Origin of the sequence: Novosphingobium lindaniclasticum LE124 (assembly GCF_000445125.1) — a bacterium.
In the GTDB taxonomy this organism is placed as follows: domain Bacteria; phylum Pseudomonadota; class Alphaproteobacteria; order Sphingomonadales; family Sphingomonadaceae; genus Novosphingobium; species Novosphingobium lindaniclasticum.
In genome coordinates this window covers 1-23875 of sequence record NZ_ATHL01000039.1, presented here as the reverse complement: position 1 = coordinate 23875, position 23875 = coordinate 1, and the positions used below count along the sequence as shown (strand labels likewise).

19 protein-coding genes and 1 pseudogene are annotated in these 23875 nt (G+C 64.5%); 4 read left to right on the top strand and 16 right to left on the bottom strand.

The window, feature by feature from the left end; genetic code table 11:
- Nucleotides 1–169 precede the first annotated feature (169 nt).
- The 3 genes from groL to L284_RS29385 all read right to left on the bottom strand — a co-directional run bounded on the left by groL (nt 170) and on the right by L284_RS29385 (nt 3692).
- On the bottom strand, nt 170–1813 hold the full coding sequence (groL, locus tag L284_RS29395) for a chaperonin GroEL (RefSeq protein WP_021232880.1): 1644 nt from the start codon (nt 1811–1813) through the stop codon (nt 170–172).
- A gap of 47 nt (nt 1814–1860) precedes the next feature.
- Nucleotides 1861–2148 carry a co-chaperone GroES gene (gene groES, locus L284_RS29390; RefSeq protein WP_021232879.1) on the bottom strand — a complete coding sequence of 96 codons (288 nt, stop codon included), beginning with the start codon at nt 2146–2148 and terminating at the stop codon, nt 1861–1863.
- A gap of 164 nt (nt 2149–2312) precedes the next feature.
- Nucleotides 2313–3692: an MATE family efflux transporter gene (locus tag L284_RS29385; protein ID WP_021232878.1), complete on the bottom strand. Its 1380-nt coding sequence runs from the start codon at nt 3690–3692 to the stop codon at nt 2313–2315.
- 126 nt (nt 3693–3818) lie between these two features.
- Between L284_RS29385 and L284_RS29380 the strand changes: the two genes are divergently transcribed.
- Complete coding sequence (locus tag L284_RS29380; protein WP_031341575.1) at nt 3819–4250, top strand: c-type cytochrome; 432 nt, start codon at nt 3819–3821, stop codon at nt 4248–4250.
- Between the two features lie 132 nt (nt 4251–4382).
- Here L284_RS29380 and rplL read toward each other — a convergent pair whose 3' ends face one another.
- The 5 genes from rplL to L284_RS29355 form a co-directional block, all read right to left on the bottom strand.
- Nucleotides 4383–4754, bottom strand: a complete 372-nt coding sequence (gene rplL / locus L284_RS29375; RefSeq protein ID WP_021232876.1) for a 50S ribosomal protein L7/L12 — start codon at nt 4752–4754, stop codon at nt 4383–4385.
- A gap of 87 nt (nt 4755–4841) precedes the next feature.
- Entirely contained in the window at nt 4842–5354 is a 513-nt protein-coding gene (gene rplJ / locus L284_RS29370; RefSeq protein WP_021232875.1) for a 50S ribosomal protein L10, read from the bottom strand.
- Nucleotides 5355–5675: 321 nt separating this feature from the next.
- Nucleotides 5676–5909, bottom strand: a complete 234-nt coding sequence (locus tag L284_RS29365) for a helix-turn-helix domain-containing protein (RefSeq protein ID WP_021232874.1) — start codon at nt 5907–5909, stop codon at nt 5676–5678.
- Entirely contained in the window at nt 5909–6463 is a 555-nt protein-coding gene (locus tag L284_RS29360) for a DUF2975 domain-containing protein (protein WP_021232873.1), read from the bottom strand. Before L284_RS29360 ends, L284_RS29365 begins: the two co-directional genes overlap by 1 nt.
- A gap of 23 nt (nt 6464–6486) precedes the next feature.
- The gene (locus tag L284_RS29355) at nt 6487–6672 is read right to left on the bottom strand and encodes a hypothetical protein (protein ID WP_021232872.1); all 186 of its coding nucleotides are present in this window, start codon (nt 6670–6672) and stop codon (nt 6487–6489) included.
- Nucleotides 6673–7146: 474 nt separating this feature from the next.
- On the opposite strand from L284_RS29355, the gene rpoB reads away from it, so the two are divergent.
- Nucleotides 7147–11301 carry a DNA-directed RNA polymerase subunit beta gene (rpoB, locus tag L284_RS29350; RefSeq protein WP_021232871.1) on the top strand — a complete coding sequence of 1385 codons (4155 nt, stop codon included), beginning with the start codon at nt 7147–7149 and terminating at the stop codon, nt 11299–11301.
- Between the two features lie 78 nt (nt 11302–11379).
- Entirely contained in the window at nt 11380–15684 is a 4305-nt protein-coding gene (gene rpoC, locus L284_RS29345) for a DNA-directed RNA polymerase subunit beta' (RefSeq protein WP_021232870.1), read from the top strand.
- A 482-nt stretch (nt 15685–16166) separates the two neighbouring features.
- Here rpoC and L284_RS29340 read toward each other — a convergent pair whose 3' ends face one another.
- On the bottom strand, nt 16167–16892 hold the full coding sequence (locus L284_RS29340) for a hypothetical protein (protein WP_152524609.1): 726 nt from the start codon (nt 16890–16892) through the stop codon (nt 16167–16169).
- A 24-nt stretch (nt 16893–16916) separates the two neighbouring features.
- Nucleotides 16917–18044 carry a flavodoxin-dependent (E)-4-hydroxy-3-methylbut-2-enyl-diphosphate synthase gene (gene ispG / locus L284_RS29335; RefSeq protein ID WP_021232867.1) on the bottom strand — a complete coding sequence of 376 codons (1128 nt, stop codon included), beginning with the start codon at nt 18042–18044 and terminating at the stop codon, nt 16917–16919.
- 168 nt (nt 18045–18212) lie between these two features.
- Here ispG and L284_RS46785 point away from each other — a divergent pair, with 168 nt between their 5' ends.
- Complete coding sequence (locus tag L284_RS46785; protein ID WP_152524608.1) at nt 18213–19310, top strand: S41 family peptidase; 1098 nt, start codon at nt 18213–18215, stop codon at nt 19308–19310.
- 29 nt (nt 19311–19339) lie between these two features.
- On the opposite strand, the gene L284_RS29325 is transcribed toward L284_RS46785, so the two are convergent.
- The 6 genes and pseudogenes from L284_RS29325 to L284_RS0123755 form a co-directional block, all read right to left on the bottom strand.
- Entirely contained in the window at nt 19340–19852 is a 513-nt protein-coding gene (locus tag L284_RS29325) for a GNAT family N-acetyltransferase (protein ID WP_021232865.1), read from the bottom strand.
- The gene (locus tag L284_RS29320) at nt 19852–20319 is read right to left on the bottom strand and encodes a GNAT family N-acetyltransferase (RefSeq protein WP_021232864.1); all 468 of its coding nucleotides are present in this window, start codon (nt 20317–20319) and stop codon (nt 19852–19854) included. Before L284_RS29320 ends, L284_RS29325 begins: the two co-directional genes overlap by 1 nt.
- Nucleotides 20316–21272 (bottom strand): RDD family protein, encoded by a 957-nt coding sequence (locus L284_RS29315; protein ID WP_021232863.1) that lies wholly within the window; start codon nt 21270–21272, stop codon nt 20316–20318. The genes L284_RS29320 and L284_RS29315 overlap by 4 nt, the downstream gene beginning before the upstream one ends.
- A complete protein-coding gene (locus L284_RS29310) occupies nt 21269–22342 on the bottom strand; it encodes a stage II sporulation protein M (protein ID WP_031341572.1) in 1074 nt (357 codons plus the stop codon). Before L284_RS29310 ends, L284_RS29315 begins: the two co-directional genes overlap by 4 nt.
- Nucleotides 22339–23667, bottom strand: a complete 1329-nt coding sequence (locus L284_RS29305; RefSeq protein ID WP_021232861.1) for a DUF58 domain-containing protein — start codon at nt 23665–23667, stop codon at nt 22339–22341. Before L284_RS29305 ends, L284_RS29310 begins: the two co-directional genes overlap by 4 nt.
- Nucleotides 23668–23698: 31 nt before the next feature.
- Nucleotides 23699–23875 (bottom strand): annotated as a pseudogene (locus L284_RS0123755) (AAA family ATPase); the annotation flags it as partial.

Sequence of the window (23875 nt, the reverse complement as noted above, 5' to 3'; positions counted from 1 at the left end):
TCGTCATTGCAAGCGTAGCGAAGCAATCCAGAGCGGCTCTGCGGAACTCTGATTGCGCCGCTACGCTCGCGGTGACGAGGGTCGGTGACACTTGGTACCGTCGCAGCAAAGAAAAAGGCCGGAGAGATCGCTCTCTCCGGCCCCAATTCCCGTCGGTGACGTGAGTGGCTTAGAAGCCGCCCATGCCGCCCATGCCGCCCATGTCGGGCATTGCCGGCATGGCAGCCTTGTCTTCGGGCTTGTCGCTGATCGCCGCTTCGGTGGTGATCAGGAGACCGGCAACCGAAGCTGCGTCCTGAAGTGCGGTGCGCACGACCTTGGTCGGGTCGATGACGCCGGCGGCCTTCAGGTTCTCGTAAACGTCGGTGGCGGCGTTGAAGCCGATGCCTTCGTCCGTCTGGTCGAGCAGCTTGCCGGCGATGACGGCGCCGTCGCTGCCGGCGTTCTCAGCGATCTGCTTGACCGGTGCGGTGATCGCCTTGCGGATGATGTCGATGCCGCGGGTCTGGTCTTCGTTGGTGCCGGTCAGACCCTCGAGAGCACGCGTTGCATAGAGCAGCGCGGTGCCGCCACCGGGGACGATGCCTTCTTCGACGGCAGCGCGGGTCGCGTGGAGAGCGTCGTCGACGCGATCCTTGCGCTCCTTCACTTCGACTTCGGTCGCGCCGCCGACCTTGATGACGGCAACGCCGCCAGCAAGCTTGGCCAGACGCTCTTGAAGCTTTTCGCGGTCGTAGTCCGAAGTGGTGACTTCGATCTGCGAACGGATCTGGTCGACGCGGCCCTTGATGTCGTCGTGCGAACCGGCACCGTCAACGATGACGGTGTTGTCCTTGTCGATGGTGACCTTCTTGGCTTCGCCAAGCATGCCGAGCGTGACGCTCTCAAGCTTGATGCCGAGGTCTTCCGAGATCATCTCGCCAGCGGTCAGCGTGGCGATGTCGCCCAGCATGGCCTTGCGACGATCGCCGAAGCCCGGAGCCTTGACGGCCGCGATCTTCAGGCCGCCACGCAGCTTGTTGACGACGAGCGTGGCCAGAGCCTCGCCCTCGATGTCTTCGGCGATGATGAGGAGCGGACGGCCCGACTGCACCACGGCTTCGAGGATCGGAAGCAGCGCCTGGAGCGACGAGAGCTTCTTCTCGTGGATGAGGATGTACGGGTTTTCGAGTTCGACCGTCATCTTCTCGGGGTTGGTGACGAAGTAGGGCGACAGGTAGCCGCGGTCGAACTGCATGCCTTCGACGACATCGAGTTCGAATTCCAGACCCTTGGCCTCTTCGACGGTGATGACGCCTTCCTTGCCGACCTTTTCCATGGCTTCGGCGATCTTCTCGCCGACTTCGGTGTCACCGTTGGCCGAGATGATGCCGACCTGGGCGATTTCCGACGAACCGGCAACCGGGGTCGAACGGGTCTTGAGGTTCTCGACGACCTTGGCGACGGCAAGATCGATGCCGCGCTTGAGGTCCATTGGGTTGATGCCGGCAGCGACCGACTTCATGCCTTCGCGCACGATCGCCTGGGCGAGGACGGTCGCGGTGGTGGTGCCGTCACCGGCCTTGTCGTTGGCCTTCGAGGCCACTTCGCGCAGCATCTGCGCGCCCATGTTCTCGAACTTGTCCTTGAGTTCGATTTCCTTGGCGACCGAGACACCGTCCTTGGTGATGCGGGGAGCGCCGAAGCTCTTCTCGATCACGACGTTGCGGCCCTTGGGGCCCAGGGTCACCTTGACGGCATTGGCGAGGGTGTCGACGCCGGCGAGAATGCGTTCACGCGCGTCGCGGCCGAACTTTACGTCCTTGGCTGCCATGTTTTAAATCCTTCCAGAAAATGTGAAAAATGCGGAAATTCGGGTGATCAGCCGATCACGCCCAGAATGTCCGATTCCTTCATGATCAGCAGGTCTTCACCGCCAACCTTGACTTCGGTGCCGGACCACTTGCCGAACAGCACGCGGTCGCCAACCTTGACGTCGAGGGGGGTGATGGTACCGTTTTCAACGCGGGCGCCGGTGCCGACGGCGACGATTTCGCCTTCAGCGGGCTTTTCCTTGGCGCTGTCGGGGATGATGATGCCACCGGCCGTCTTTTCTTCGGCCTCGACGCGGCGCACGAGAACACGGTCGTGCAGCGGGCGGAAAGTCATGGGATTCTCCCTTATCCAACGAACAAAAAGGGCAAAAACTGGAATTGGCACTCACACTCGGAGAGTGCCAACGGCCGTGGATATGGTTCGGCCCTGAAGCGGCGTCAAGCGCAGGCCCGGCAAAAATTTCTCGTCCGGTATGGATGCAGGATGAGACGAGAGCGTTACACCCTGTCGAGATGGAACTCTTCACGCCAGTGCCAGCGGGCGATCAGCAGCAATGCAGCCACGGTGAGGCCCACGGCAAGTCCGATCCATACGCCGACGCCCTCGAGCGGCGTGAACAGGCCCAATACGGCCGATGTCGCGAACCCGGCTGCCCAGTAACCGAACAGGGCGATGGCCATCGGCACGCGCGTGTCCTGGATGCCGCGCAGGGCACCTGCGGCTACCGCCTGGAGGCCGTCGGTGAGCTGGAATATCGCCGCCACGAAAAGATAATGCAGCGCAAAGCCGACGAGCAGCGCATTCTGCGGGGCGTCTACATCGACATAGGCTGAGAGGATGAAGCGCGGCGCCAGCAACATGGTGGAGGCGGAAACGACCATGAACATCATCGCGATGGCGATCGCCGCCCAGCCTGCATGGCCGATCCCTGCCCGATTGCCCGCTCCGTAGTGATAGCCCACGCGGATCGTGGCCGCTTGACCCACGCCGAACGGCACCTGAAACGCGAAGGCAGCGATCTGCAGCGCCACCGTGTGCGCCGCAAGCTGCGCTTCGCCGATGCGGCCCACCAGGAAGGCGGCGCCGCTGAACAGGCCGCCCTCGGCGATCAGCGTCGCGGCAATCGGCAGGCCGAGCGCGAGGATCTGGCGCAGGCGCTGCCATTCGGGCCGCCAGATGCGTCCGAACACATGGTAACGCCGCAGCCGGCGGTCGCTACGGATGGCCAGGGCATAGGCGAGCACCATGACGGTCGCCGTGGTGATGCTGGCAAGCGCCGAGCCCATCAGGCCGAGCGCCGGAAAACCGAAGTGGCCGAAGACCAGCACATAGTTGCCCAAGGCGTTCACCCCGATCGCCAGCGCCGTTATGACGGTCGCGAAGAACGGTCGGCCGAGGGTGGACACGAAGGTTCGCAGCACATTGGCGATCGTCATCGGCAAGACGGCCAGGCTGACGATCTCGAGGAAATGCGCGGAAAGCGAGGAGACCTTCGGGTCCTGGCCCGTCGCAGTCATCAGCAGCTCGCCCATTTGCGACAAGGCGATCGCGCCCAGGCTGAACAGGACGGCAACCCATAGCGCCATGCGTGCGGAGCGCCGCACTTCGCGAACCGAGTTGAAGCGGCGGCCCATCTCCGCTGCGATCAGTGGCGCGACGGCGCCGGTTACGCCATTGATGCCCATCATCATCAGCGCGACGATGGCGATCGCCAGGCTCGACGCCGCCAGCGCCTGTTGCCCCAGGCGCGCGACGAAGATCACATCGGTGGCGAAGACCGCCATCTGCAGCAGGTTCGCGAGCGCCAGGGGACCGGCGAGGCGCAGGGTTGCGCCCATTTCGGCGCGGAAAGTCGAGGGGAGATGTTGCGAAGCCATTGTCGCTCCGGGCGATAGGGCCGGAACGGTGAAAGCACAATTCGCTTCCTGAGAGACGAATTTGCTCTAGGTCATCGCGGGCCGAGGCCGACCTCGTCAAAACGGGCGGCGATCAGGAGAACTTGCGTGATTTTCAAAGCCTTCTTCCTAGCCTTGCCCGTCGCGATGCTGACCGCTTGCGGCAGCGAGGAACGCGAAAGTGCTGGAGATCAAGATCCGTCGCTCACGGCGACGCAGGCTCCCGTGAAGACGCAGGCCGTGGCGGCCGACAGCGCCCCGGCCGCTTTCGCAACCTGCCGCTCGTGCCATTCGGTGGAACCGGGCAAGCACGGGATCGGTCCTTCGCTGTTCGGCATAGTCGGAACGAGGGCCGGCGACATACCGGGCTTCAACTTCAGTCCGGCGCTCCGGAACTCGGGCGTGACCTGGGACCGGCAGTCGCTCGACACCTGGCTGCAGGGACCGATGAAGATGGTGCCCGGCACGAAGATGGTCATCGGCGTGTCCGATCCAAAGAAGCGCCAGGAGGTCATCGACTATCTGGAAACCCTGAAGTGACTTTGCGGCGGTAGTTTCTCCAGACCGATCGGCACAAGAAAAGGGCGGCTCCGAAGAGCCGCCCTTCCTTTTTCATCTGCTCGGAAGAACCGAGAAGATCGATAATCGGCGCGGGCCAGGGCCCGCAGCAGATTACTTGAGCTCGACGGTGCCGCCGGCTTCTTCGATCTTCTTCTTGATTTCTTCGGCTTCAGCCTTCGAAGCGCCTTCCTTGACGGCCTTCGGAGCGCCTTCGACGAGAGCCTTGGCTTCAGCCAGGCCCAGACCGGTGATGGCGCGGACTTCCTTGATGACGTTGATCTTCTTGCCACCGTCGCCGGTGAGGATCACGTCGAATTCAGTCTTTTCTTCGACGGCAGCGGCTTCACCGGCCGGGGCAGCAGCCACGGCAACGGCAGCAGCGGCGGAAACGCCCCATGCTTCTTCGAGAGCCTTGGCGAGGTCAGCGGCCTCGAGGACGGTCAGCTGCGACAGTTCTTCAACAAGCTTGGCGATATCGGCCATGATAATAACTCCTGATCTGTGGTCCACCGTGAGCCTCATGCCCAGCGGCGGAATAAATCGTTAGAAAAGCGTTGCTTAAGCTTGAACTCAAGCAGCCTTGTCGGCGTAGGCAGCGAAGACGCGCGCCAGCTTGGCCGCCGGAGCGGTCTGAAGCTGGGCGATCTTGGTCGCCGGAGCCTGAACGAGGCCGATGAGCTTGGCGCGCAGTTCGTCGAGCGAGGGCATCGAGGCGAGAGCCTTGACACCCGTTGCGTCCAGAACCTGCGAACCCATCGCGCCGCCGACGATCTCGATCTTGTCGGTCGTCTTGGCGAAGTCCACGACAGCCTTTGCAGCAGCGACGGGGTCCACCGAAGTGGCGATGGCCGTCGGGCCGGTCAGGAAGTCGTCGATACCGGCATAGTCGGTATCCACGATGGCAAGCTTGGCAAGACTGTTCTTCGCAACCTTGTAGGTCGCGCCCGCGTCACGGATCTTGCCGCGCAGGGCGGTGGACTGAGCCACCGTCATGCCGAGGTTGCGGGTGATGACCACCACGCCGACCTCGTTGAAGACCGCGTTGAGCTGGGCGACCGAATCGGCTTTCTGCGAACGATCCATGCCTTACTCCTTCACATGTGACCGCTTGGGACTTGCGCCCCGCACGGCCGGCTACGTTTGTCCGAAGCGCTGATGCACTTCGGGCGAGTCCGTTGGCGATGGGGAAGGAGTTTTCGGGTCGAAACCCGAATGGACACCACGCTCTTGAGCGAGGGCCGGAAAATTTCCTGTTCCCCGTCTAGGCTGGAAATTAAGCCCCCGCAAATCGAGGGCACCAACTGTCTCGGACGGATGAACGATGGGCCGAAACCCAACGGTTCGGGCGCGCCTCTGAAGGAAAGCGCGCCCGAAGTCAAGCGATTCGCGGGTAATGCGGGAACTTCAAACCGTCGGATCGTATCCCAGCAGGTCGCCCGGCTGGCAGTCCAGTTCCCGGCAGATCGCCTCCAGCGTGGAGAAGCGGATCGCCTTGGCCTTGCCGGTCTTGAGGATCGAGAGATTGGCGAGCGTGATGCCGATGCGCTCCGCCAGTTCGGTCAGCGTCATGCGGCGGGCGTAGAGCAAGTCGTCGAGCTTCACCACGATATTGCCTCCTTCGCTGCTGTCGTCGCCCATCACACGGTTCCTTCGAGTTCGGCGCGCATCTCGGCGCCCTTGCGGAAGACCCGGGCGAGGATGAACAGGATCAACATCAGCAGGAGGCCGTTGCCGGAGATCCCGCCCATCGTGTCGAGGTGCGTCTCGCCCTCGCCCAGCTTGTTTATGAGTGCACCAAGGCCCGAGAGAGGCAGGCCGAACAGCTGAACGATCAGGCTGAGCCACGCCATCTGCGTGAGTCGAACGGCATTCTCGGGCAGGAAGGGATCACCCTCGCCCACGGTGCTGACGATACGCTTGAGCAGCTGAAAGATGCGAAACAGCACCGCGCAGAGCATCGCCGCGACGACCAGAATGCCGCTCACCACCCAGAAGAACTGCGGCAGGACGAGCGGCATTTCCTTCGCCATCTCCACCGAGATGTCGTTGCGGAAGAAAAGCAGCAGCGGCACGGCGACGAGGCACGCGGCGATGCCGACGACCATGCTGGCCATGAGAAACCATAGCAGTCCCTTGGCGATGGCAAGCAGCGGATCGCGGGTGAGCGTGCTCATGGCGGAAGTCGCGGTCATTGTCCTGGCTCCTTGGGCTTCGACTACATCAATACCGGCGCGGCAGGCGCGACGATGACGAGCACCGCATGCTCCGCTTGCTGGGAACTCGCCGCCCCCGCTGCCTGGACGGGGCTGGAAACGGTGGGGAGCCAGAACGCCGCCATGAAAGCCAGAGCGAGAATGACGGCGACAGAGCGAGAAGCGCTTTGCGAATTCGAGACAATCATTTTCGTTCTCCGATATGCCTGATATCGAAATTCAATAATCTCGATTCGGCATATCGTCAAACGATAATATTGAAAAACGATATATCATTTGCCGATTAACGATCGAAGCTATCCAGGCCCTGCCCTCTCATCGCCGCAACGAGGACGTGAAAAGAGCAAGCCCCACTGCGCGGAAATGCGCCGCTTCGTTGACAGCGGCCCCCCTCACTTCTATATGAGGCCCTCGCTCGATCGCTTCGAGCAAGGCTTGTCCATGCGCGGGGACATGCCCGGGAAGGAAGCGGTACGGGTTTCATCTGACGCAGAAGGCTGCTGGCCGCATCGGTAAACTTCAGGTTTTCCGCGCGTGCCGTGCGGCCTTTTGGTGCTTCGGATACCCTGCTTCCCGCAGGGAAACGTCACTCGCGACGACGAAATTTTTCGGGCCGGTTCGTGCGAATCGGTCCTCTGAAGCGAAGAGGCAAAGACCAGCTCATGGCCACCAAGCCCGCCAGCGTCCGCACTGCAAAGAAGCGGATCCGCAAGATCTTCGGCGACATCCACGAAGTCGTCCAGATGCCCAACCTGATCGAAGTTCAGCGCGAGAGCTACGAACAGTTCCTGCGTTCGGACCCTTCGACCGGCTATGTCTCCGGCTTGGAGAAGACCCTGCGCTCGGTCTTCCCGATCCGCGACTTCGCCGGCACCAGCGAGCTGGACTTCGTCCACTACGAGCTGGAAGAGCCGAAATACGACGTGACCGAGTGCCGCCAGCGCGGCATCACGTATGCAGCCCCGATGAAGGTTACGCTGCGCCTGATCGTGTTCGAAGTGGACGCCGAGACCGAGACCCGCTCGGTCCTCGATATCAAGGAGCAGGACGTCTACATGGGCGACATGCCGCTCATGACCGAGAACGGCACCTTCTTCATCAACGGCACCGAGCGCGTGATCGTGTCGCAGATGCACCGCTCGCCGGGCGTCCTGTTCGACCATGACCGCGGCAAGACCCACTCGTCGGGCAAGTTCCTCTTCGCAGCCCGCGTGATCCCGTATCGCGGTTCCTGGCTCGACTTCGAGTTCGACGCCAAGGACATCGTCAACGTCCGTATCGACCGCAAGCGCAAGCTGCCGGTCACCTCGCTGCTGTTCGGCCTCGGCCTCGATAGCGAAGCCATCCTGGACTACTTCTACGAGACCGTGACCTGGAAGCGCGGCTCGGGCGGCTGGCAGCTGCCATACCAGTCCGAAGCCTGGCGCGGCGCCAAGCCCGCCTTCGACATCGTCGACGCAAAGTCGGGCGAAGTCGTGTTCCCGGCCGGCACCAAGATCAGCCCCCGCGCCGCCAACAAGGCGCAGAAGGACGGTCTTGAGGAGCTCCTCATCCCGACCGAGGAAATCTTCGGCCGTTATTCGGCTAAGGACCTGATCGACGAATCGACCGGCCGCATCTGGATCGAAGCGGGCGACGAAGTCTCGCCGGAGAACCTGGAAGCGCTGGACCGCGCGGGCATCGACCAGATCGACCTGCTCGACATCGACGACGTGAACACCGGCCCCTGGATCCGCAACACGCTCAAGGCCGACAAGGCCGAGAACCGCGACATGGGTCTGGAAGCGATCTACAAGGTCATGCGTCCGGGCGAACCGCCGACGAAGGAAACCGCCGAAGCCCTCTTCGCCGGCCTGTTCTTCGACGCCGACCGCTACGATCTCTCGGCCGTCGGCCGCGTGAAGATGAACATGCGCCTTGGCCTCGATGCCGAGGACACCGTCACCACCCTGCGCGTCGAGGACATCCTCGCGGTCGTGAAGGAACTTGTCGGCCTCAAGGACGGCAAGGGCGAGATCGACGACATCGACAACCTCGGCAACCGCCGCGTGCGTTCGGTGGGCGAGCTGCTCGAAAACCAGTACCGCGTCGGCCTGCTCCGCATGGAGCGCGCCGTGAAGGAGCGCATGTCGTCGGTGGACGTGTCGACGGTCATGCCGAACGACCTCATCAACGCCAAGCCCGCCGTGGCCGCCGTGCGCGAGTTCTTCGGTTCTTCGCAGCTCTCGCAGTTCATGGACCAGACCAACCCGCTGTCGGAAGTTACCCACAAGCGCCGCGTCTCGGCACTTGGACCGGGCGGTCTCACCCGTGAGCGCGCCGGCTTCGAAGTTCGCGACGTTCACCCGACCCATTATGGCCGCATCTGCCCGATCGAAACGCCGGAAGGCCCGAACATCGGTCTGATCAACTCGCTGTCGACCTTCGCCCGCGTCAACAAGTACGGCTTCATCGAAACCCCGTACCGCCGCGTCGTGGACGGTCACGTGTCGAAGGACGTCGTCTATCTCTCCGCCATGGAAGAGCAGAAGCACACCGTCGCGCAGGCGTCGGCCGGGCTGAACGCCGACGGCTCGTTCGTCGAGGAACTCGTCTCGGCTCGCCAGAACGGCGAATTCGTGATGAGCCCGCGCGACCAGATCACGCTGATGGACGTTTCGCCCAAGCAGCTCGTCTCGGTGGCCGCCTCTCTCATTCCGTTCCTGGAAAACGACGACGCCAACCGCGCGCTCATGGGATCGAACATGCAGCGTCAGGCCGTGCCGCTCGTGAAGGCGGACGCTCCGTTCGTCGGCACCGGCATGGAAGAGACCGTCGCGCGCGATTCGGGCGCCGCGATCTCGGCGCTGCGTGCCGGCATCGTCGACCAGGTCGACGCCACGCGTATCGTCATCCGCGCCTCGGGCGATATCGAACCCGGCAAGTCCGGCGTCGACATCTACCGCCTGCAGAAGTTCGAGCGTTCGAACCAGTCGACCTGCATCAACCAGCGTCCGCTGGTGAAGGTGGGCGAAGTGGTCCAGGCCGGCGACACCATTGCCGACGGCCCCTCCACCGAGCTGGGGGAACTGGCCCTGGGCCGCAACGTGCTGGTCGCGTTCATGCCCTGGAACGGCTACAACTACGAAGACTCCATCCTGATCTCCGAGCGGATCGTGAAGGAAGACGTCTTCACCTCCATCCACATCGACGAGTTCGAAGTGATGGCCCGCGACACCAAGCTGGGTCCGGAAGACATCACCCGCGACATCCCGAACGTCGGCGAGGAAGCCCTGCGCAACCTCGACGAAGCGGGAATCGTCTACATCGGCGCCGAAGTGCACCCGGGCGACATCCTGGTCGGCAAGATCACGCCGAAGGGCGAAAGCCCGATGACGCCGGAAGAAAAGCTTCTGCGCGCGATCTTCGGTGAAAAGGCTTCGGACGTCCGCGACACCTCGCTGCGTCTGCCGCCGGGCGTTTCGGGCACGATCGTCGACGTGCGCGTGTTCAACCGTCACGGCATCGAGGTCGACGACCGTACCCGCGCGATCCAGAACGAGGAAATCGAACGCCTCGCCAAGGACCGCGAGGACGAACGCGCCATCCTCAACCGCGCCACCTACAACCGTCTGAAAGACATGCTCCTCGGCCAGGTCGCCGCTTCGGCGCCCAAGGGCCTCAAGAAGGGCGTGGACATCACCGAGGAACTGCTGGACGAAGTCGAGCGTCACGAATGGTGGAAGTTCGCGGTTGCGGACGACCACATGCAGTCGCAGCTCGAAGCGGTGAAGACCCAGTACGACCTTACCGTCAAGGCGATCCAGGAGAAGTTCGAGGACCGCAAGGAGAAGCTGGAACGCGGTGACGAACTCGCGCCCGGCGTGCTCAAGATGGTCAAGGTCTTCGTGGCCGTGAAGCGCAAGCTTCAGCCGGGCGACAAGATGGCCGGCCGTCACGGCAACAAGGGTATCATCAGCCGCATTCTGCCGCTGGAAGACATGCCCTTCCTCGAAGACGGCACGCCCGTCGACTTCGTGCTGAACCCGCTCGGCGTGCCTTCGCGCATGAACGTCGGCCAGATCTTCGAAACGCACCTCGGCTGGGCCGCTCGCGGCCTTGGCGCGCGGATCGGCGCGGCTCTGGACGACTGGCGTGCAGCCAACCCGAACCCGGAAGCCGGCCAGCCGCCGGAAGCCGTTCGCGAGCTGCTCAAGGAAGTCTACGGCGACAATTACACCGCCGAGATCGAAGCGCGCAGCGACGAGCAGATCGTCGAATTCGCCCAGTCCGTCCGCAAGGGCGTGCCGATGGGTTCGCCGGTGTTCGACGGCGCGGTTGAAAAGGACGTCACCGACATGCTCCGCCTCGCCGGTCTCGACGAGTCGGGCCAGGTGGACCTGTACGATGGCCGCACCGGCGATCGCTTCGACCGCAAGGTGACGGTGGGCATGAAGTACGTGCTCAAGCTGCACCACCTTGTCGACGACAAGATCCACGCGCGTTCGATCGGTCCCTACTCGCTCGTCACCCAGCAGCCGCTGGGCGGTAAGGCGCAGTTCGGCGGCCAGCGCTTCGGTGAAATGGAGGTCTGGGCTCTCCAGGCCTACGGCGCAGCCTACACGCTCCAGGAAATGCTGACGGTGAAGTCGGACGACGTGGTCGGCCGCACCAAGGTCTACGAAGCGATCGTCAAGGGCGACGACACCTTCGAGGCCGGCATCCCCGAGAGCTTCAACGTGCTCGTCAAGGAAATGCGCTCGCTGGGCCTCAACGTCGAGCTTACGAGCCACGATGACAACGAGGACGACGACGGCGTGGCCCTGGCGGCGGAATAACGGGATCGGGCGGGGCCCGCGCGGCCCCGCCTTCCCTACCGCCCGCCCCCGAGAATTCACCCCCAGAGGGACTGAAACATGAACGACCTGACCAAGTTCACCAACCAGATGGCGAAGCCCGAGACCTTCGATCAGATCCAGATCGGTCTGGCCTCGCCCGAGCGCATCCGCTCCTGGTCCTTCGGCGAGATCAAGAAGCCGGAAACCATCAACTACCGTACGTTCAAGCCTGAGCGTGACGGCCTCTTCTGCGCTCGCATCTTCGGTCCCGTGAAGGACTACGAATGCCTTTGCGGCAAGTACAAGCGCATGAAGTACAAGGGCGTCGTCTGCGAAAAGTGCGGCGTCGAAGTCACCGTGACCAAAGTGCGCCGCGAGCGCATGGGCCACATCGAGCTGGCCGCTCCGGTCGCGCACATCTGGTTCCTGAAGTCGCTGCCTTCGCGCATCGGCCTGCTGCTCGACATGCAGCTCAAGCAGCTTGAGCGCGTTCTCTACTTCGAGAGCTACATCGTGATCGAGCCGGGCCTGACCCCGCTCGAGAAGTACCAGCTTCTCACCGAAGACGAGATGCTCGACGCGCAGGACGAGTACGGCGAAGACGCCTTCTCGGCCGGCATCGGCGCCGAGGCGGTGAAGCACATGCTCATCAACCTCGACCTCGAGCAGGAGCGTGCAGACCTTCTCCAGGAACTTGAGACGACCAAGTCGGAACTCAAGCCCAAGAAGATCATCAAGCGCCTGAAGGTCGTGGAATCCTTCATCGATTCGGGCAACCGTCCCGAGTGGATGATCCTGGAAGTCGTGCCGGTCATCCCGCCCGAACTGCGTCCGCTGGTGCCGCTGGACGGCGGCCGCTTCGCGACATCGGACCTCAACGACCTTTATCGCCGCGTCATCAACCGCAACAATCGTCTCAAGAGGCTGATCGAGCTGCGCGCGCCGGACATCATCGTCCGCAACGAAAAGCGCATGCTCCAGGAAGCCGTGGACGCCCTGTTCGACAACGGTCGCCGCGGCCGCGTCATCACCGGCGCCAACAAGCGTCCGCTGAAGTCGCTGTCCGACATGCTCAAGGGCAAGCAGGGCCGCTTCCGTCAGAACCTTCTGGGTAAGCGCGTCGACTATTCGGGCCGTTCGGTCATCGTGACCGGTCCGGAACTGAAGCTCCACCAGTGCGGCCTGCCGAAGAAGATGGCGCTCGAACTGTTCAAGCCGTTCATCTACGCCCGTCTGGACGCCAAGGGTCTTTCCATGACCCTGAAGCAGGCCAAGAAGTGGGTCGAGAAGGAGCGCAAGGAAGTCTGGGACATCCTCGACGAAGTGATTCGCGAGCACCCGGTCATGCTGAACCGCGCGCCGACGCTCCACCGTCTGGGCATCCAGGCGTTCGAACCGGTTCTGATCGAAGGCAAGGCGATCCAGCTGCACCCGCTCGTCTGCTCGGCCTTCAACGCCGACTTCGACGGTGACCAGATGGCCGTCCACGTGCCGCTCTCGCTGGAAGCCCAGCTGGAAGCGCGCGTGCTGATGATGTCCACCAACAACATCCTCTCGCCCGCGAACGGCAAGCCGATCATCGTTCCTTCGCAAGACATGGTTCTCGGCCTGTACTACCTGTCGATGGACCGTACCGGCGAGCCGGGCGAAGGCATGAAGTTCGCGGACATGGCCGAAGTGCACCAGGCGCTTCACGTCGGTGCCGTGACGCTGCACTCGAAGATCGAGGCCCGCGTGCCGCAGACCGACGAGAACGGCGAGCAGTACATGAAGCGCTTCGAGACCACTCCGGGCCGCATGCTGCTGGGCGAATGCCTGCCGAAGTCGCACACCGTGCCCTTCGACGTCGTCAACCGCCTTCTCACCAAGAAGGAAATCGGTGACGTCATCGACCAGGTCTACCGTCACACCGGCCAGAAGGACACGGTGCTGTTCGCCGACGCGATCATGTCGCTCGGCTTCCGCAACGCGTTCAAGGCGGGCATCTCCTTCGGCAAGGATGACATGATCATCCCGGAATCGAAGGAAGCCCTGGTCGGCGAGACCAAGGAACTGGTTGCCGACTACGAGCAGCAGTACCAGGACGGCCTCATCACCCAGCAGGAAAAGTACAACAAGGTGATCGACGCCTGGAGCCGTTGCGGCGACCAGGTGGCGAACGCCATGATGGAAGACCTGAAGGCGCAGCCGGTCGATCCCGAGACGGGCCGCATGGCCCAGATCAACTCGATCTACATGATGAGCCACTCCGGTGCGCGTGGTAGCCCCGCGCAGATGAAGCAGCTGGGCGGCATGCGCGGCCTCATGGCCAAGCCTTCGGGCGAGATCATTGAAACGCCGATCATCTCGAACTTCAAGGAAGGTCTGACCGTCCTTGAATACTTCAACTCGACCCACGGCGCCCGTAAGGGCCTGGCCGATACCGCGCTCAAGACGGCGAACTCGGGTTACCTGACCCGCCGTCTGGTCGACGTGTCGCAGGATTGCGTCGTCGTGATCGAGGATTGCGGTACCGAGCGCGCGCTGGAAATGCGTTCGATCGTGCAGGGCGGTTCCACCATCGCCTCGCTCGCCGAGCGTATCCTGGGCCGCACCCTGGCCGAGGACATCGTCGACAAGGAAGGCAATACCATCGCCGCCAAGGGCCAGCTTCTCGACGAAGCCGCCGTGGCTGCGATCGAGGCGACCGGTCTCCAGGCTGCCCGCATCCGTTCGCCGCTGGTCTGCGAAGCCCAGCAGGGCGTCTGCGGCAAGTGCTACGGCCGTGACCTCGCACGCGGTACGCCGGTCAACATCGGTGAAGCGGTCGGCGTCATCGCCGCACAGTCGATCGGTGAACCGGGCACGCAGCTCACCATGCGTACCTTCCACATCGGCGGCGCCGCGCAGCTCAACGAAACCAGCCATCTGGAAGCGATCAGCGACGGTACCGTCGAATATCGCGACATCCCGACGATCGTCGACAAGCGCGGCCGTCGTCTGTCGCTGGCGCGTAACGGCGAGATCGTGGTGCTCGATACCGAAGGCCGCGAGCGCGCCATGCACCGCGTTCCTTATGGTACCGTGCTGCTGCACACCAGCGGCGCGACCGTGAAGGAAGGCGAACGCCTGGCCGAGTGGGATCCGTTCTCGCTCCCGATCATCACCGAAACCTCGGGTACGGTGAAGTATCAGGACCTGATCGACACCCGCACGCTGACCGAGCAGGTCGACGATGCCACCGGCATGACCAGCCGCGTCGTCACCGAGGATCGTTCCTCGCGCAGCGCCAAGAAGAAGGAGGACCTGCGTCCGCGCATCACCCTTCTCGATGACGCTTCGGGCGAGGCCGCGCGCTACATGATGGCGCCGGGCACGACCCTCTCGGTGGAAGACGGCCAGATGGTCGAGGCCGGCGACATCATCGCCCGTGCCTCGCGCGAAGCCGCCAAGACCCGCGACATCACCGGCGGTCTGCCGCGCGTTGCCGAACTGTTCGAGGCCCGCAAGCCGAAGGACAACTCGATCATCGCCAAGGTCTCCGGCCGCATCGAGTTCGTTCGCGACTACAAGGCCAAGCGCAAGATCGCGATCATTCCGGAAGAGGGTGATCCGGTCGAGTACCTGATCCCGAAGAGCCGCGTGATCGACGTGCAGGAAGGCGACTTCGTCAAGAAGGGCGACAACCTGATTTCGGGCTCGCCCGATCCGCACGACATTCTGGAAGTCCTCGGCGTCGAGGCACTGGCAGAATATCTCGTCGCGGAAATCCAGGAAGTCTACCGCTTGCAGGGCGTGAAGATCAACGACAAGCACATCGAGACGATCGTTCGTCAGATGCTGCAGAAGGTCGAGATCACGGCCGGTGGCGACACCACCCTGCTGCCGGGCGAACAGGTCGACTACGAGGAAATGTTCGAGATCAACAGCAAGCTTCCCGAGGGCAAGCAGCCCGCGGAAGGCAAGCCGGTGCTTCTCGGCATCACCAAGGCGTCGCTCCAGACCCGTTCGTTCATCTCGGCGGCGTCGTTCCAGGAGACCACCCGCGTGCTCACGCAGGCGGCTGTCGAGGGCAAGAAGGACTCGCTCATCGGCCTCAAGGAAAACGTCATCGTCGGCCGCCTCATCCCGGCGGGTACCGGCGCCGGCATGAACCGCGTTCGCGTGGCGGCCACCAGCCGCGATGCTGCCCTGCGCGCATCCTACCGCCGCATGCAGGAAGCCCTGATCGCCGCCAATTCGGCGGAAGAAGAGCATGCAGCCGAACTGGCCCAGGGTCCGGAAGCCGCGATCGGCAACGATCCGCTCGCCGCCGTCGAGGGTGAAACCCATGGTCTGGATGCCGATGCCGGCGATTACCTGATCAAGGGTGACGGCGACGCGGAAGGTGGCGACGAAGCGTAAGCTTCTCGCCTCCGCTTGACAGGCACACGAAAGGCCCCGCCGGAGCGATCCGGCGGGGCCTTTTGCATGGCGTTCGATGACAGGCGCTTCGATGAGCGGCTGACGATGCTCTACCGGCGACATGGCCTGCCCGCCCCGTCACGGGCATAGAGGCGCTACCTTCCGCTCATTCCGCAAGGCTGATTCCACATGGGCAATCCCGAGTCCAAGTTCGTACCGGCCGCGATCGCCTCGGTCATCGCCATGGCCACGCTCGCAGCTTGGTCCTGCCTTGCGGGGATCGGAGGCTTCGTTTGAAGGTTAAAGTGAAAAGCAGGGGTGCATAGCCGCCCTGCCCCCCAATACTGTCGAGTTCACGCGAACCGAGAGCCTCCTGCGCCCATGGCGGGGTCGGAAGACTCATCGGCTGCGCCGCAAGGAGCGCACGACGAATAGCGGCGCGCTACGTCGACATTCCGGGGTCCGGGGCGATGGCCCCAGGATCATCCCTTTATCTTCCCCCCTCGATAACCGTGATGAAATCCGGTGCCCACCAGCGTCGCGATCAGACCGACCAGCAGCGCATCCCAGGCCATCAATCCCCAGACCACCGCCAAGGGCTTACCGAGCGCGAAGACATGGTTCCCGTGATGGAGCTGTTGCAGCAGCGCGAAGATCGGGCCGGTGAAAATCACCATGCGCAAGGTCTGCCCCCAGCCGTTCCGGTAGGCGTCCTTCAACCCGCTGGTCCGGTCTCCCAGCAGCCCGCCGATCATCAGCACCAGACCCGGCAGGCTGGCCACGAAGAGTAATGCGGAAAGCGCGAACTGCCCCGCAGGCGGGAAGCGAAAGTCGAAGAAGCCAGGGATCGAGCACAGCACCTGCACGGCAAAGCCCAGCAGCACCTGCTTCCGGCCGATCCCGGCAAGGCTCCAAAACCGCGCAACTTCCGCCCGATTGGCCCAGAAGCGCGCGGCCAGCAGGATGGCGATAAGGAACCCCGCCATCTTGATCGCCCCCAGCGACATCCGCGCCGGAGCGGAAGCGAAGGCCGTGAAGGCATCATGGCTCGCGAACATGCCAAGGCGGATCTCGACGACATGCTGCGCGAACTCCGGCAGCACGGCGAGCGCGGGGATGATCGGCGCCAGCTTCCACAGCCTGACGCCATCACGCAGCGAGGCGAGGAAAGTGCGTACCTCCCCGCCCATTCGCTGGCTGAAACTCATTCGCCCGGAATCATTCGGCAGGAATCATTCGGCTGCCTGGGCCTCAGCCTCGTTCGCCGCTTCGATCTCGGCGGCCTTGGCCTCGACCAGCTTGACGATGTGGTCGAGCATGTCCTCGGACTGGACGACGTGATCGGTCACGCCCGAGAGATAGACCATGTGCTTGCCGTTGCCGCCGCCCGTCAGGCCAATGTCGGTCTCGCGCGCTTCGCCGGGGCCGTTGACTACGCAGCCCAGCACCGAGAGGGAGAGTGGAGTCTTGATGTGCTGGAGACGGTCTTCCAGCGCCTCGACCGTGCGGATCACGTCGAAACCCTGGCGGGCGCAAGACGGGCAGGACACCACACGCACGCCGCGGGTGCGCAGACCCAGCGCCTTCAGCATCTCGAAGCCGACGCGCACTTCCTCTTCCGGCTCGGCCGAAAGCGAGACGCGCAAGGTGTCGCCGATGCCGGACCAGAGCAGCATGCCCATGCCGATCGAGGACTTCACGGTGCCACCGATCAGCCCACCCGCCTCGGTGATGCCGAGGTGCAGCGGGCAATCCACCGCATCCGCCAGGCCCTGGTAGGCGGCGACGGCCAGGAACACGTCGCTGGCCTTCACCGCCACCTTGTATTCGTGGAAGTCATGGTCCTGGAGCAGCTTGATGTGATCCAGCGCCGATTCGACGAGGGCTTCGGGGCAAGGTTCGCCGTACTTTTCCAGCAGATCCTTTTCGAGGCTGCCGGCGTTGACGCCAATGCGGATGGCACAGCCGTTGGCCTTGGCCGCGCGGACGACCTCGGCCACGCGGTCATCCGAACCGATGTTGCCCGGATTGATGCGCAGGCAGGCAGCGCCCGCGTCGGCGGCTTCGAGCGCGCGCTTGTAGTGGAAATGAATGTCCGCGATCAGGGGCACGCGGGCGGCGCGGACGATCTCCTTCATCGCCGCCGTGCTCTCCACGTCGGGGCAGGACACGCGGATCAGGTCCGCCCCGGCTTCCTCGCAGCGACGGATCTGGTCGATCGTCGCCTTGGCGTCGGACGTCAGGGTGTTGGTCATGGTCTGCACCGTGATCGGGGCATCGCCGCCAACGGGAACATTGCCGACCATGATCTGGCGGCTCTTGCGGCGCTCGATGTCGCGCCAGGGACGTACGGAAGACATGGCGCCCCCTATAGGCCTTTGCGATGACGGTTTGAAGCACGATTGCGCGTCCGGGGCACCAGCCTTTCGGCTTTCGACGAAAGCCCGAAATGCGCCGGCCGGCGCATTTGCCGTTTCGGCCACGACGAAGGCATTCTTTCGTGCAGAGAAGACACGCGAAAGTCCGCCATGAAGAGCATCGTCCTCACCCTCTCCCTCGCCGCAGCGATCGCCGCCGGAACCGCTTCGGCATCATCGCCGGCCTCTCCCGGTGAGCCTTGCCGCTCGCTGCCGACCTCCGACGGCAACGATGCCGCCGCCTGCAAGCTGGCCGACCTGCTGGAGCGGATGTTCATCATCCCGGAACAGGGCGCCCGCTACGCGGCCGGCTTGCGCGCAGCCGTAAGTGCGGGACGGTACAGCCAGCTTTCGAAAGCCGAAGCCGCCAAGGCCATGACGTCCGACCTTCAGGCCACAGCGCCGGATGGTCACCTCCACGTCTGGCCTGTGGAGCCGGAAGTCCCCGCGTCCGGCCATGCGGCGAGTCCTGTGCGCGCGCCGATCCCGAAGTACGAGCAGCCCGGCTGGATCGCTCCCGGAGTGGCCTATGTCCGCATCAACGAGTTTCCCGACGACAGCGCCACGACGCGGGCCATGGCGCGCTTCATGGCCGATCACGCAGGCGCACGGGCTCTGATCTTCGACTTGCGCACCCACCACGGCGGCGGCGTGCAGCAGATGGACGTCATGCTGCCCTGGCTCTTTGCCCAGCCGACACGTTTGGTGACCATGGAAAGCCCGCGTGCGGCCGAACAGGAACTGGGTTCGCCGATAGAGGGTGTCGCCTCGATGCGACTCGTGCCGGACGCGAAGATGGTGCGGCGCGAACACTGGGTCACGCCCAATGCCGATGCACGGCTTCGCAAGGCCAAGGTCTACCTGCTCACCGGTCCCCGCACCGCCTCAGCCGCAGAGCATTTCGCGCTCGCCACGAAGACTACCCGCCGCGCCACCCTCGTCGGTGAGCCCACCGCCGGGGCCAATCACTTCGGCGGGCAAGTGGACTTGCCGGGCGGGCTGGCAGTCTTCCTCCCGGTCGGCCGCACTTACGATCCTGCGACCGGCAAGGACTGGGAAGGCGTCGGGGTCGCCCCCGATGTGGCGGTTGCCAAGGAACAGGCACTGGAATGGACGCTGACCGACCTCGGCTTGCCTGCCGCCGCAGCCAAGGCCCTATCCGATTCGCATAAACCGACATTGCCGATGGAGCGCCGAAACCGGCGCTGAGTCGATGAGACGACGCTCACCTCATCCCTTTACAACATCCGGGCGTAGAGGAACTCGTCGTCGCGCTGATCGCCGACCATGAAGTGGATGTCCGCGATCTTGCCGAAGCCGTAGCGGGCGTAGAATTTCTGCGCCCCTTCGTTGCCGCTCCAGACCGAAAGCTGCATTTCCTCGGCTCCGTGCTCGCGGGCGATTTCCAGCGCGCGGTCCATCAGTGCCGAGCCGATCCCCCGGCCGGTGGTGTCGGGATCGGTGTAGAGCTGCTTCAATTCCACGACCTTGGAACCCTGCGCATGTTCCGGCCAGCCGCAGGCCAGAACGAGCTTGCAGAAGCCCAGCAACTTGCCCGCTTCCTCCGCCAGCACGACGCGCATGGCCGGATCTGCGATCTCCTTCGCCGTCTTCTTCGCGCTATGCGATTCGTCCAGGAAGTTTCCGAGATCCTCGGGCGTATACATGTACCCGAACTTCGCGACGAAACTGCGCGCGCCAAGGTCGGCAAGGGCGGCGGCATCATCGGGAGCGGCAAAGCGCAGGTTCATCACAGGGCTCTCGTCATGCAGAGGGAGAAGGAATCGTGCCGGTAGCTGCCGAAAGGCGGACATTCCTCGAAGCCGTGAGCGCGGTAGAGCCGCTGGGCGGCGTGGAACGGTTCGGGGCGGCCGGTTTCCAGGCTGACCCGCAAGTAACCGCGCGCGCGGCCCTCTTCCATCAGGCGCAAAAGGATCGCCTTGCCCACGCCCTTGCCTCGATAGGGGTCGGCGGCGCGCATCGACTTGAGTTCGCCATGGCCGCGATCGAGATGCTTGATCGCGCCGCAACCGGCCAGCCGCTCGCCGTCCCAGGCCGAGAAGAAGGTCACGTCGGGCTGGCGCAGGCGCTCGGCGGGCATGGCATGGACGCTCTCGGGCGGCGACCACCGGTGCATTTCGTCGAGATGAAACTGGAGCAGGTCGAGCACCTGACGGTCAGTCAGGTCGTCTTCGACAATGGTAAGCTGAAGAGTCATTCGCTCGTTCCGGAAAACTTGTCGGCCTTGCGGCGGCCCATGCGCATGCCTGCTTCCAGGCGGGCGCGCAACTGGGTGTAGTAATCCTCCAGAAAGGCCCGCTCGTCGTTCCACCCGTCGCTGCGGCCGATCTTCCGAGCGATGGTCTGGTATACGCTCTCCAGCGATTGCGCGCGGCCGTCGCGCAGCACGCGTTCCAGCGCCTGCAGTTCGTATTCCCCGTAGACCGCCAGTTCGGCATCCTCGAAGCGGAAACCGGCGCGCGCGGGGGCCGTGCGCGGCGCCTTATCGTCAGCAAAAGACACGGCTTGCGCCGATGCCCGGCCGACCGACATCGCCGCTTCGAGCTTCCGGCGCGGCTGCTCGAGCACCCAGGTCCCGGCGATGATGTCGCCCGCGCGCAGCCCGTCCCGGTTGAACAAGGGCATGAGCAGGAAGATCGCCAGCCAGCCCGAGGCCGCCAGCCAACCCATGCCGCTGTCCGCCCCTGCCTGCATGATGAAGACGATCGGCAGAAACAGCTCGATATCGCGCAGCAGGTTGCGGGCGATCACCATTTCCGCGGTCAACCGCCCGCCGTCCCGCGCGGCGATGCGGATGCCGACCATCCGCTTGCCGGGGGTCGCGCCGCGTGGTCCCAGTTCGAAGAGCAGGAAATAGGCATTGCGGAACAGGAACATCGCCACCATCCAGACGATGACGAGGAATTGCAGAGCGTAGCCAAGCGCATTCTTCTGCTCGAGCTGGCGGTCGATGCCTACCAGGCCGCCCGCCATCGCGATGAGGCCCCAGGTCGTGAGCCCCATGAGCACCAGGATCACCAGGAAATCCAGCATGAGCGCGCCCAGGCGGGATCCTCGGCTGGCGACGGCCACCGGGACCGAAATACCCTCCGGCGTGACCAGCAGCCGGTCGCGCGCGGTGCGCCGATAGCGGGTGGGGACCACGCTCACGCCGGGCCGACCTGACGGCGATTGCCCCGAAAGGCGAAGAAATAGGCGCACCACAGCGCCAGCATGAACCCGCCGATGACGAAGCGGCCGAACGTCTGGTCGACGAGCTGGCGCGCGAAGCCTTCGAGCAGCGCGGCCACCACCAACATCAGCACCACGCCGGTCATGACCAATGCCGCGCGCCGCCCCGCCTCTGCCGTGGCCTGGAGCACCGGACGGTCGCCGGGGAAAGCCAGGGCGCGCCCGATGTGAAGGCCTGCCGCGCCTGCCAGCATGATCGCGAACAGCTCGGTGGTGCCATGGACTGCCAGCCAGCCCGCGAAATCCACCAGTAGCCCGGCGCCATGATAGAGCCAGAGCATCGCGCCCAGCATCGCCATGTTGTGGACCAGCAGCAGGAGCGACGGGATGCCGAAGGCAAAGCCCAGCGCGAAAGCCAGGATCGAGACTTGCGAATTGTTGCTGAACAGCTGCGTGGCGAACAGGCTCATGCCGCCGCGCTCGCTTTCCCCGAACAGGGTTCGGCGCAGCACCTCCGGCGCGGCGCCGGGCACGCGGCCCCCTGCCATGTCTCCGCCCACCAAGGCGTGATACCAGTTGACGTCCTGCGCCACCAGTAGCCAGCCCACCGCCGTACCAGCCACCATGACGGCGAAGGCTATGAGGATATCCGGCCAGATCCCCCGGACCGCCGCGCTCCAGCCGCCACCCAGAAAGCCCCGCAGCCAATCCCACAGCGAGCTGCGCGGGCCGGAGACCACGAACCAGGCGCGCTGCACCAGCGCCTCCAGATAGGCCAGGGTGGCGGCATCCAGGGACGTTTCGCGGGCGATGGACAGGCTGGAGGCCACCGTTCGGTAGAGCCCGGGAAGCGCCAGCAGGTCTTCATCGGGCAGGCGGCGTAGCCGGCCTTTCTCCATGCGGGTGACGATGGCCTCCAGCCGCTGCCAATCGGCTTCCCGCTCCAGGCGAAAGCGATCGGAACGCAGCGCGGCGCTTTCGATGGCGGAAACGGCCTCGGGAAGCCGGGAAGTGCCGGAGTGCATTGCGGAATGTGTGGCGGCGTTCATCCGATCGCTCCCGATCGCTTGATGGCAAGATAGGCGTCGATCAGGCGGGTGCCGATGGCGTGATAGGGCGCTTCCACCAGGTCCACCCCAAGCTGTTGCAGCCTCTTCGTCACCAGCGCGCGCTGGCGCAGCAGCGTCTCGGCGGACACCGCCATGGACAGGGTTTCGAGATCCTCCGGCGCGGCATGCGCGATCGCCTCAAGCTCGTCGTCGGCCATGGTCACGAACAGCACGACATGGCGCGAGACGAGCCGCCCGATCGATTCGATCATCAACTGCGCGCTGGTAGGATCGGTGAAGTCGGAGAATACGACGATGAGCGACCGGCGCTGCAGGCGGGATGCCAGAGTGGCCAGAGCCAGGGTGAAGTTGGGCTCTTCCGAGCGATAGTCCAGCCCCGCCGCAGCCCTTTGCAGCCGGTGGAAATCGCGCGAGGCGGTGACGAAGGGCGTCGCCACCTGGGGCCGCGCGGCAAACCCGAACAGCGACACGCGGTCGCCTCCCTTGAGAGCGACGTAAGCGGTGGCGAGTGCCGCCGAAATCGCGCGGTCCAGCCGGGGCATGCCCTGGATCGGCTCGCACATCGTCTGCCCGCAATCGAAGGCGAAGACGATCTGGTTATTGCGCTCGGTCTCGAATTCCTTGGCATAGAGATGGACGTGGCGGGCGGAGCTTTTCCAGTCGATCCGGCGGCGATCCATGCCCGGCTCGTACTCGGCCAGCGATTCGAACTGCGTGCCCTCGCCCCGGATGCGCCGGGCGATCAGGCCATACTGCGCATCCTTGAGGAACGTCTGCAAAGCCGGCGAGCGCACGGCGGCGATGTTCGGCCAGACCCGCACGTCCCGGCCAAGCTCGCCCCGAAACTGCCGCGCGCCCAGGCCGAGCGGCCCTGTCCAGCGCAGCCAGGTGCGCGAGATAGTCCCGGTGCCGCGCCGCGCCGCCTGCAAGGTCGTCGCACCGCGCCAGCCCTCTTCTCGGCGCTCGAGGGGCAGAGTCGCCCGCCCGCCCGGCGCCAGTCGCGGATCGCACTCCAGCGCCAGGTCCAGGCGCGAGACGCGCGTGCCCGAGAGATCGAGCGTGGCGGTCACTTCGAACGGCGCCCCCACCTCCACATCGCCCGGCACGCCGATCCGCAAGTCGCCCAGCCTCCCGGCGAGCAATGCATCGACGATGATCAGCGCCAGCATCGCCAGGCCGAACAGCGGCGCCACCACCCAGGCTTCCGGCCGGGTGGCGCCGATCACCAGCGCCACGGGCGCTGCGAGGGCCAGGAGCCCTGCCGCGCGGGCGGTGGGGACAAGGGGAGCGGAGCGCAGGCTCACGGGATCAGCGCCATGGCCTCAACGGATGGCCTCAACGGGGCGCCTCGGTCTGTTCGACAAGCTGTGCGACGAGCGCCTCCACCTGCTTGCCTTCGATCTCGGCGGCAGGGCTCAGCAGCAGGCGATGGCGCAGGACCGAGCCGGCCAGCGCCTTGACATCGTCCGGCACCACGTAGTCGCGGCCGTCCAGCGCCGCACGCGCCCGCGC